This window comes from Enterobacter mori LMG 25706 (assembly GCF_000211415.1).
GTDB lineage: Bacteria > Pseudomonadota > Gammaproteobacteria > Enterobacterales > Enterobacteriaceae > Enterobacter > Enterobacter mori.
The window spans coordinates 681,349-688,454 of sequence record NZ_GL890774.1; the positions used below are offsets into that span (position 1 = coordinate 681,349).

General features: G+C 51.8%; 2 protein-coding genes and 2 rRNA genes. All 4 read right to left on the minus strand.

What is annotated here, in order from left to right; genetic code table 11:
- Nucleotides 1–65: 65 nt before the first annotated feature.
- The 4 genes from ENTMO_RS0105095 to ENTMO_RS0105110 all read right to left on the minus strand — a co-directional run bounded on the left by ENTMO_RS0105095 (nt 66) and on the right by ENTMO_RS0105110 (nt 6,876).
- Nucleotides 66–2,540 carry a fimbria/pilus outer membrane usher protein gene (locus ENTMO_RS0105095; protein WP_029484979.1) on the minus strand — a complete coding sequence of 825 codons (2,475 nt, stop codon included), beginning with the start codon at nt 2,538–2,540 and terminating at the stop codon, nt 66–68.
- A 220-nt stretch (nt 2,541–2,760) separates the two neighbouring features.
- Nucleotides 2,761–3,291 (minus strand): fimbrial protein, encoded by a 531-nt coding sequence (locus tag ENTMO_RS0105100; protein WP_010427801.1) that lies wholly within the window; start codon nt 3,289–3,291, stop codon nt 2,761–2,763.
- A gap of 493 nt (nt 3,292–3,784) precedes the next feature.
- Nucleotides 3,785–3,900, minus strand: a 5S ribosomal RNA gene (gene rrf / locus ENTMO_RS0105105).
- Between the two features lie 67 nt (nt 3,901–3,967).
- Nucleotides 3,968–6,876 (minus strand): 23S ribosomal RNA (locus ENTMO_RS0105110).
- Nucleotides 6,877–7,106: the final 230 nt, after the last annotated feature.

The window sequence follows — 7,106 nt, forward strand, 5'->3', positions numbered from 1 at the left end:
CTGCTATGTCTGTTCTTGCTCATTTTTAGCCTTTAATTACAGTGGGATAACGCTTTACACAGGGATTAACGGCACGGCAGAAGCGTGTCCGAACGTCCGTTGTTCACGCCGGGCGGGATGGTCACTTTGCACTGAAGTTTCCCCCCCCACATAACATTCAGAGTTTCATTGGCGTTTATGCCCGCAAGCCATGCCTTGCCGTCCTCCAGCACCATGGCGACGCTTACGCCATCGGTGTTGTAAATTTCCGCCCCGAAAGGTGGGACGCTGTTATCTGCGAGGCGCAACGTGCCCATCATCTTCATCCCCTTCGCCATCCCAAAAGCCTGATAGCCGATGGCCCCTTCCGTCAGGGTACTGGTACTGATGGCTTTTGCCGGTTCGATATCGCCATCCATGGCATCGACGTCTACGCGGGTGTCAAAGCTGTTGTAGCTCACCACATCCGGTACAACGGCAATACCGAAGCGGTTGGTCCGGGACTTTTCGCCATTGAGAGGGACGCCGCCAATGCCGTTGGTATCGACCATGACGCGTGCCGTGTTCATCGTTGCGCCGCTGTTATGCATCGCCGCGCCATGCCGGGTCGCCGTGAAACCGCCACGCAGGGTGGTACTTAACGCCATAAACTCATTTTGCTGGTAGCTGGCGTTGGTATTAATTTCCGCCAATTGCGAACGGTGCAGGTAATAGCCGTCCACGCTGGCGTTACTGTTCTGACTGGCACCCGCGCGAACGCGCCACAGATTGTTGAAATCGCTGTTGTCGGTGTATGACGCCATCGGGCTGGTTTTACCGTTGTTGGTCTGGATGTCCAGCCCTGCCCATTTGTTATCCCCAATCGGCACAGATAATGAGAGGGAGATGGAGTCGTCCTTTTGCCCTTTATAGTCAGTACGGTAAGCGGAAAGATTGGCGGTGATACCGTTGATATCGCCGATGCGGAAGACACGTCCCACGGACAGGCCGTATCGATCCTGGCTGCGTTGATTCCAGTAGTTTTGGTGGGTCCAGGTGAGAAAAACGGTTGTCGCTTTACCCGCTTCACCGGCCCAAAAGGTTTTACTCCCGGTGATGGTATAGAGCTGTTTTTCGCGCCCGACACGGTCATAACCCTGATAACGCTCATCAAGGTATTGCGCCATTGTGCGGAAGTCTTCCTGCGAGAAGCGGTATCCCGCGAACGTAATTGAGCTGTTGTATTCGTCGAAGGTTTTCGCGTAGCTCAGCTTGTATGAGGTGCCTTTCAGACGTTTCCCGTCAGGCTCACGGCTCCACGACTCAGTGGCATCAATGGAGATGGCTCCTAACGCGTTAAGATCGCGACCAATCCCCAGAGAGGTTGCGGTGTAGGCTTCACCCGACGACTGCAGGCCACCGTACAACGACCATGCATTACTGATCCCCCAGGAGAAATCGCCAGACAGGAACGTTGGCCCCTTCAGTGAGTGGTTATAGCGAGACGGCGTGCCGCCCGACAGGTTGTAACGGACATAGCCCGGACGCGTGAGATATGGAATGTTGGCGGTGTTCACCTGGAACATCGAGATTGAGCCATCCTGCTCCTCAACGCGCACGTCGAGCGTACCGCGCACCGAACTGCGCAAATCCTGAATATTGAACGGCCCGGCGGGGACGGTGGTTTCATAGATGACGCGCCCGCTCTGACTGACGGTCACTTTGGCATTCGAACGGGCAATACCGTGGATTTCAGGTGCATAGCCCTGTAGCGCCGGAGGAAGCATCCGCTCATCGCTGGCGAGGTTAATCCCGGTAAATCGCAGCGTATCAAAAACCTGCGAGTTCAGGTAAATCTCACCCAGCGTCAGTTTTGCCGCCATCATCGGCAATGGCCGATAGGCGTAGATCTGGTTCCAGTCGAAATTGGATTGATGGGTCTGGCTGTAGTAGCTTGTCTGATATTCACCGCGCATACGCCAGCCGCCAATGTTGGCTCCCGCCTGACCGTAGCCTGATATCGCGCTGTAGTTTTCATTGTCGCTGAACTGACGCGTCAGCTGTCCGTTAATACTGTAGTCAAAAATCAGACCGGCGATACCTTCATCCCAACGTTCAGGTGGCGTCCAGTCAAGGTCGTTATACTTCATCCATGCCTGGGGCACGGTGATATCAAGCACACCGGCATAGTTACTTAATTTCGCCCCCGACAGACGCTGCAGGGAATAGCAGTTTTCATAGATTTGAGCGACTTGTGTACGTGCGTCTTCTTTCAGCGCCAGTTTGTCCAGCAGGTCGCCGCTGATACATGGCAGCGTACGATTGCCGTCAGGCGATTCCACATAACGGATTTTCTCCTGACCTATCGACTGGCCGTTAATACGGATATCCAGCAGGTAATCACCAGGTGTGACATAGTTATCTGTCGCAAAGCGTGATAGATCGATACGGGTACGATCCGAAGCATCCAGAACATCAGTATTAAACTCAACTCGCTCCTCCGCGCGCGCCGTTGCCGCATAGCAGCAATTCATCACCAGGAGAGCAATTATTGTTAGATTAGTATTTAATTTTACTGACATGATCCCCGTCCCGAACAAATCCATTAAAAGCGCTCTGCGTTCCACTGCGTTATAGTTATTTTGTGGGTGTCGACAATTTAAAAACATGTACGAACGCCGTAACGCCTTCCGCTTTAATAGTTACGTCGCGACAGCGAAATAAATCGGCATTAAGAACACGTCTTTATTTTCGTTCTTTAATAGTGCGGGAAATTTTCCCGCACTGACTCCGCGCTGCGGATTACTGATAAGCAATCTCGAAGTTAACCGTTGACTGGAAGGAACCCGCCGTCACACTCGCGCTTGCGCTTTCTGCTTTCACATATGCCACGAACGGAATGGTATTGGTGCCATCAACCAGTTGAACAGGGGTGGTTGCGTTACCCCAGACAACGTCCTGACTGGCGCTGTCACGCAGACCAATACCCGCACCAGACGCAGTACCAGAGGTGAAGGCTGCCAGAGAAGCATCCGTTGGGTTTACGCTGGTTGGGGAGTAAGTTACTTCAGCAGTTTGAGCAACAGTGGTGTCACAGTGCTGCAGTTCGATGTTCTGATGTACGTTTCCGGCGCGCGCACCATTAGCCAGCGCAGAAACAGGAATCTGGCCAAAATCAACGCTTACCGGGCTGGAGCCTGGCGCCAGACCACATGCGGTATTCACCAGTTCACCCTGGAACTCAATTTGGCCATTCGTCGTATCAGCGAATGCAGACATTGAACCCAGAGCAGCGGTCAAAGCGACAGCCATAGCAACTTTATTCAGTTTCATAAAATATCCTGTTTTTACCAATATCCTGAGAAATAAAGAGTCGTCACGCTATAAAAATAATATACGCGAGTGAAATTAACTCTTAGTTTTGTTCTGGAAACGATATGCAAATAATGAAACTCGCAAATATTAAACATCACCGTTTCTTCGAACTATTTTAAATGCTACCAAATGAAAACTTCACCACAAAGCAATACATTTAATGTGGGATATATACGCATTGTTAACTCGCAAGGATACGAAAGCAGGGTTTTATATCTCGCAGAGTGACATGAATAGTCTTAAATTCATGATGCTTTTACCGCGTGAATAAATTTATAAAACATGGGAAATTAAGATATTTCGTAGAAGGAAATGTGAATTTATTTAAAAATAAGGAGAGGAGTGGTGGACTATTATATTATTGGGGGCACTATTCTTTCTAACGCAGGGAGAAGGTGAAGCACAAAGCAAAAAACCCCGCACCTTTCGGTACGGGGTTCTTCTAATTGATGCCTGGCAGTTCCCTACTCTCACATGGGGAGACCCCACACTACCATCGGCGCTACGGCGTTTCACTTCTGAGTTCGGCATGGGGTCAGGTGGGACCACCGCGCTAAAGCCGCCAGGCAAATTCTGTTAATCTGTATCACGCTGAAAATATCGTGTCTCTTCGCCAAAACACCTTCGGCGTTGTAAGGTTAAGCCTCACGGTTCATTAGTATCGGTTAGCTCAACGCATCGCTGCGCTTACACACCCGACCTATCAACGTCGTAGTCTTCAACGTTCCTTCAGGACCCTTAAAGGGTCAGGGAGAACTCATCTCGGGGCAAGTTTCGTGCTTAGATGCTTTCAGCACTTATCTCTTCCGCATTTAGCTACCGGGCAATGCCATTGGCATGACAACCCGAACACCAGTGATGCGTCCACTCCGGTCCTCTCGTACTAGGAGCAGCCCCCCTCAATTCTCCAGCGCCCACGGCAGATAGGGACCGAACTGTCTCACGACGTTCTAAACCCAGCTCGCGTACCACTTTAAATGGCGAACAGCCATACCCTTGGGACCTACTTCAGCCCCAGGATGTGATGAGCCGACATCGAGGTGCCAAACACCGCCGTCGATATGAACTCTTGGGCGGTATCAGCCTGTTATCCCCGGAGTACCTTTTATCCGTTGAGCGATGGCCCTTCCATTCAGAACCACCGGATCACTATGACCTGCTTTCGCACCTGCTCGAGCCGTCACTCTCGCAGTCAAGCTAGCTTATGCCATTGCACTAACCTCCTGATGTCCGACCAGGATTAGCTAACCTTCGTGCTCCTCCGTTACTCTTTGGGAGGAGACCGCCCCAGTCAAACTACCCCCCAGACACTCGTCCGCAACCCGGATTCGGGTCTACGTTAGAACACCAGCCATTAAAGGGTGGTATTTCAAGGCTGGCTCCACGCAGACTGGCGTCCACGCTTCAAAGCCTCCCACCTATCCTACACATCAAGGACCAGTGTTCAGTGTCAAGCTATAGTAAAGGTTCACGGGGTCTTTCCGTCTTGCCGCGGGTACACTGCATCTTCACAGCGAGTTCAATTTCACTGAGTCTCGGGTGGAGACAGCCTGGCCATCATTCCGCCATTCGTGCAGGTCGGAACTTACCCGACAAGGAATTTCGCTACCTTAGGACCGTTATAGTTACGGCCGCCGTTTACCGGGGCTTCGATCAAGAGCTTCGCGTTGCCGCTAACCCCATCAATTAACCTTCCGGCACCGGGCAGGCGTCACACCGTATACGTCCACTTTCGTGTTTGCACAGTGCTGTGTTTTTAATAAACAGTTGCAGCCAGCTGGTATCTTCGACTGATTTCAGCTCCACCCGCAGGGGCTTCACCTACACATCAGCGTGCCTTCTCCCGAAGTTACGGCACCATTTTGCCTAGTTCCTTCACCCGAGTTCTCTCAAGCGCCTTGGTATTCTCTACCTGACCACCTGTGTCGGTTTGGGGTACGATTTGATGTTACCTGATGCCTTAGAGGCTTTTCCTGGAAGCAGGGCATTTGTTACTTCAGCACCGTAGTGCCTCGTCATCACACCTCAGCGTTAGAACCAGTCCGGATTTACCTAAACTTCCCGCCTACATGCTTAAACCGGGACAACCGTCGCCCGGCTAACATACCCTTCTCCGTCCCCCCTTCGCAGTAACACCAAGTACAGGAATATTAACCTGTTTCCCATCGACTACGCCTTTCGGCCTCCCCTTAGGGGTCGACTCACCCTGCCCCGATTAACGTTGGACAGGAACCCTTGGTCTTCCGGCGTGCGGGCTTTTCACCCGCATTATCGTTACTTATGTCAGCATTCGCACTTCTGATACCTCCAGCAACCCTCACAGGCCACCTTCAACGGCTTACAGAACGCTCCCCTACCCAACAACCCCTCAGCGTCGCTGCCGCAGCTTCGGTGCATGGTTTAGCCCCGTTACATCTTCCGCGCAGGCCGACTCGACCAGTGAGCTATTACGCTTTCTTTAAATGATGGCTGCCTCTAAGCCAACATCCTGGCTGTCTGTGCCTTCCCACATCGTTTCCCACTTAACCATGACTTTGGGACCTTAGCTGGCGGTCTGGGTTGTTTCCCTCTTCACGACGGACGTTAGCACCCGCCGTGTGTCTCCCGTGATAACATTCTTCGGTATTCGTAGTTTGCATCGGGTTGGTAAGCCGGGATGGCCCCCTAGCCGAAACAGTGCTCTACCCCCGAAGATGAGTTCACGAGGCGCTACCTAAATAGCTTTCGGGGAGAACCAGCTATCTCCCGGTTTGATTGGCCTTTCACCCCCAGCCACAAGTCATCCGCTAATTTTTCAACATTAGTCGGTTCGGTCCTCCAGTTAGTGTTCCCCAACCTTCAACCTGCCCATGGCTAGATCACCGGGTTTCGGGTCTATACCCTGCAACTTAACGCCCAGTTAAGACTCGGTTTCCCTTCGGCTCCCCTATACGGTTAACCTTGCTACAGAATATAAGTCGCTGACCCATTATACAAAAGGCACGCAGTCACCCCATAAAAGAGGCTCCCACTGCTTGTACGTACACGGTTTCAGGTTCTTTTTCACTCCCCTCGCCGGGGTTCTTTTCGCCTTTCCCTCACGGTACTGGTTCACTATCGGTCAGTCAGGAGTATTTAGCCTTGGAGGATGGTCCCCCCATATTCAGACAGGATACCACGTGTCCCGCCCTACTCTTCGAGTTCACAGCATGTGTGCTTTCGTGTACGGGACTATCACCCTGTACCCCCCGACTTTCCAGACCCTTCCACTAACACACAAGCTGATTCAGACTCTGGGCTGCTCCCCGTTCGCTCGCCGCTACTGGGGGAATCTCGGTTGATTTCTTTTCCTCGGGGTACTTTAGATGTTTCAGTTCCCCCGGTTCGCCTCGTTAACCTATGTATTCAGTTAACGATAGTGTGTCGGAACACACTGGGTTTCCCCATTCGGACATCGCCGGGTCAAAGGTTCATATCACCTCGCCGGCGCTTTTCGCAGATTAGCACGTCCTTCATCGCCTCTGACTGCCAGGGCATCCACCGTGTACGCTTAGTCGCTTAACCTCACAACCCGAAGATGTTTCTTTCGATTCATCATCAAATTGCGAAAATTTGAGAGACTCGAACACACATTAACATGTGTGTCGTTTCAATTTTCAGCTTGATCCAGATTTTTAAAGAGCAAATATCTCAAACGTCACCCGAAGATGAGTTTTGAGATATTAAGGCAGGTGACTTTCACTCACGAACCAGCAAGTGGCGTCCCCTAGGGGATTCGAACCCCTGTTACCGCC

Excerpts from the sequence above, each read along its gene's own strand:
- ENTMO_RS0105095 (WP_029484979.1), bottom strand. The coding sequence starts at position 2,540 with ATGTCAGTAAAATTAAATACTAATCTAACAATAATTGCTCTCCTGGTG.
- ENTMO_RS0105100 (WP_010427801.1), bottom strand. The coding sequence starts at position 3,291 with ATGAAACTGAATAAAGTTGCTATGGCTGTCGCTTTGACCGCTGCTCTG.